This window comes from Streptomyces kurssanovii, from assembly GCF_040677245.1.
In the GTDB taxonomy this organism is placed as follows: Bacteria; Actinomycetota; Actinomycetes; order Streptomycetales; family Streptomycetaceae; genus Streptomyces; species Streptomyces kurssanovii.
This window is the reverse complement of the sequence record NZ_JBFAQK010000120.1, coordinates 1-3078: the sequence shown is the minus strand read 5'-3', so window position 1 is coordinate 3078 and position 3078 is coordinate 1. Positions and strand designations below refer to the sequence as shown.

Annotated in this window: 3 protein-coding genes; 1 reads left to right on the top strand and 2 read right to left on the bottom strand. The window is 70.6% G+C overall.

Translation table 11 applies throughout. From position 1 onward, the window contains the following. On the bottom strand, window positions 1-279 hold a 279-nt coding region (locus tag AB0K36_RS34590; RefSeq protein ID WP_364601796.1), incomplete at its 3' end, for a cbb3-type cytochrome c oxidase subunit I. Beyond that, complete coding sequence (ctaC, locus tag AB0K36_RS34585) at window positions 276-1247, bottom strand: aa3-type cytochrome oxidase subunit II (RefSeq protein WP_364601793.1); 972 nt, start codon at window positions 1245-1247, stop codon at window positions 276-278. The genes AB0K36_RS34590 and ctaC, both read right to left, overlap by 4 nt. 273 nt (window positions 1248-1520) lie before the next feature. Between ctaC and AB0K36_RS34580 the strand changes: the two genes are divergently transcribed. After that, window positions 1521-2936, top strand: coding sequence for a cysteine desulfurase/sulfurtransferase TusA family protein (locus tag AB0K36_RS34580; protein ID WP_364601791.1), 1416 nt, complete (start codon window positions 1521-1523; stop codon window positions 2934-2936). The last annotated feature ends 142 nt before the right edge of the window (window positions 2937-3078 follow it).

Here is a 3078-nt window from a genome sequence, read left to right as displayed (position 1 = left end):
CGTGCCGTGCATCGTGAACGCCTGGTTGAACTGCTCGTTCGACATGATCTGCGTGCCCGGCCGGGCCAGCTCGGCGCGCATGAAGAGCGCCATCAGGCCACCGATGCAGAAGAACACGAACGAGGTGACGAGGTAGAGCGTGCCGATCGTCTTGTGGTCGGTGGTCGTCAGCCACTTCACGACGACGTTGCCGGGCTGCTTGCGCCGTACCGGCAGCTCGTTCTCGTACGAGTCTTCGTCCGCCACGGCGGCACCCTGGGATTCGTTGAGGATGCTCACAGTTGGTTCTTCTCCGCATTCCTGGCCGGGTCCGTCTGCTCGATGCCAGACGGGATGAAGCCGGTCTGCCCCTTCTCGGCAAGCTCCTTCAGATGCTGCTGGTAGCGCTCCGGGGAGACGACCTTGACGTTGAAGAGCATCCGCGAATGGTCGACGCCGCAGAGCTCGGCGCACTTGCCCATGAAGGTGCCCTCACGGTTGGGGGTCACCTCGAAGACATTGGTGTGGCCGGGGATGACGTCCTGCTTCATGAGGAAGGGGACCACCCAGAAGGAGTGGATGACGTCACGGGAGGTCAGGACGAACCGGACCTTCTCCCCCTTGGGCAGCCACAGCGTGGGGCCCGGGTTGCCGTTCTGCGGGTTCCGGGTGCCGGGGATACCGGCGTCGTAGACGCCCTCCGCACCCGCCGGGAAGTCATTGGTGTACTTGTCCGGGATCGCGTCCAGGGTCTTGTCCGCGGCGGCGTCCCCGGTGGCCGGGTTCCCGTCCACGTCCTCGAGGTAGTTGAAGCCCCAGCTCCACTGGTAGCCGACCACGTTGATGGTGTGGGCGGGCTTGTCGGAGAGCTCGAGGAGCTTCGACTCGTCACGCGCGGTGAAGTAGAAGAAGACCGACACGATGATGATCGGAACCACGGTGTACAACGCCTCGATGGGCATGTTGTACCGGGTCTGCGGAGGGATCTCCACCTTGGTGCGGCTGCGCCGGTGGAAGAACACGCTCCACAGGATCAGGCCCCACACCAGCACGCCCGTGGCGAGCGCAGCCGCCCACGAGCCCTGCCAGAGGGAGAGGATCCGCGGCGCCTCCTCCGTGACGGGGGTGGGCATTCCAAGGCGGGGAAAATCCTCCCAGTTGTATGAGCAACCGGAGGCGGTAGCCAGGATCAGGCCCGCAGTCAGCACCTGCGGCAGCTTCCGCCGCATCGGGCGCCGCGACGAGCGGTCGGAGCCGTTGGGACTCACGTAGCGCCTTCCCGAGAGTCTCGGCCCGCGCGGCCGGGCTGCGGCCGTCTCGCTGGTCGGTCGCCGGCCCTGACGCGGGCAGGGGTTTGGATGTTTATGCGGACCAAACCCTACTGGACGCTATTTGGGGTCGCGCGGGGAGGGTGCCCAACGCGCCGTCCGGCACCCCGAAGGGGTGGCTGCTCCCTTCGGGGGAGGTGCGGAGCGCCCCGGAATGCCCGATTCCGGCAGGCAACTGACGCTCCGTGTCCTGGCCGGGGTTAGCGTGATGACGTGCCCTATTTCGACGCCGCCTCCGCCGCTCCCCTGCACCCCGTCGCCCGCCAGGCTCTGCAGGCCTCCCTCGACGAGGGCTGGGCCGACCCCGCCCGGCTGTACCGCGAGGGCCGCCGCGCCCGGCTGCTCCTCGACGCCGCCAGGGAGGCCGCGGCGGACGCCGTCGGCTGCCGCCCCGACGAGCTCGTGTTCACTCCTTCGGGGACGCAGGCGATCCACGCCGGCGTCTCCGGGGCGCTCGCGGGGCGTCGGCGTGTCGGCCGGCGGCTCGTCGTCTCCGCCGTCGAACACTCCGCCGTGCTCCACGCGGCGGAGGCGTGGGAGGCCGCCGGCGGTTCGGTGACGGAGGTCGCCGTCGACCGGCACGGAGCCGTCGCACCGGACGCGTACGCCGCCGAACTCGGCAAGGCCACTGCCCTGGCCTGCCTGCAGTCCGCCAATCACGAGGTCGGCACCGAGCAGCCCGTGCGGGAAGTGGCCGAGGCGTGCCGGTCCCTTGGCGTGCCGCTCCTGGTCGACGCGGCGCAGTCGCTCGCCTGGGGACCCGTGGAAGGGGACTGGTCGCTGCTCACCGCGAGCGCGCACAAGTGGGGCGGCCCGTCGGGCGTCGGGCTGCTGGCCGTACGCAAGGGCGTCCGGTTCGCCCCTCAAGGCCCCGCCGACGAGCGGGAGTCGGGCCGGTCCGCCGGATTCCAGAACATCCCGGCGATCGTGGCGGCGGCCGCCTCGCTCCGGGCCGTACGCGCGCAGGCGGCGGCCGAATCGGCCCGGCTGCGGGCCCTGGTCGACCGGATCCGCGCGCGGGTGCCGGAGCTGGTGCCCGACGTGGAGGTGGTCGGCGATCCGGTGCGGCGGCTGCCGCACGTGGTGACGTTCTCCTGTCTCTATGTCGACGGGGAGACCCTGCTGCACGAACTGGACCGGGCCGGATTCTCCGTCTCCTCCGGCTCGTCGTGCACCAGCAGCACGCTGATCCCGAGCCATGTGCTGAGGGCGATGGGCGTCCTGTCGGAGGGCAACGTACGGGTGTCGCTGGCGCCGTTCGACACCTCGGAGGAGGACGTGGACCGCTTCCTGGGGGTGCTGCCGGGGCTGGTGGCGGGGGTACGGGAGCGCTTCGGCGCGCCGGCGTCCGTCTCTGCGTCGCGGCCGGAGTCGTCCGCCTCGCCGGAGCCCTCGGAGGCGTCCGAGTCCCTGGTGCTGGACACCCTCGGGCGGCGGTGCCCGATCCCGGTGATCGAACTGGCGAAGGTCATCGGCGAGGTGCCGGTCGGCCGCACGGTGACGGTGCTCTCCGACGACGAGGCGGCCCGACTGGACATCCCGGCGTGGTGCGGGATGCGGGGGCAGGAGTACGTGGGGGAACGGGGGGCGGAGGCGGGGGTGGCGTACGTGGTGCGACGCCTGCGCTGACGCCTGCGGCGGGCTTGTCCCCCTCCCCGCCCCTTCCCGAAACCGGGCGCCTCGTTCTCGAAGGTGGCGACGGCGATGGTGACCGCGATGCCGTCCTTGCTGTAGGTGGCGCGGAAGACCTGCTCGCAGCCGTTGCTTTCGA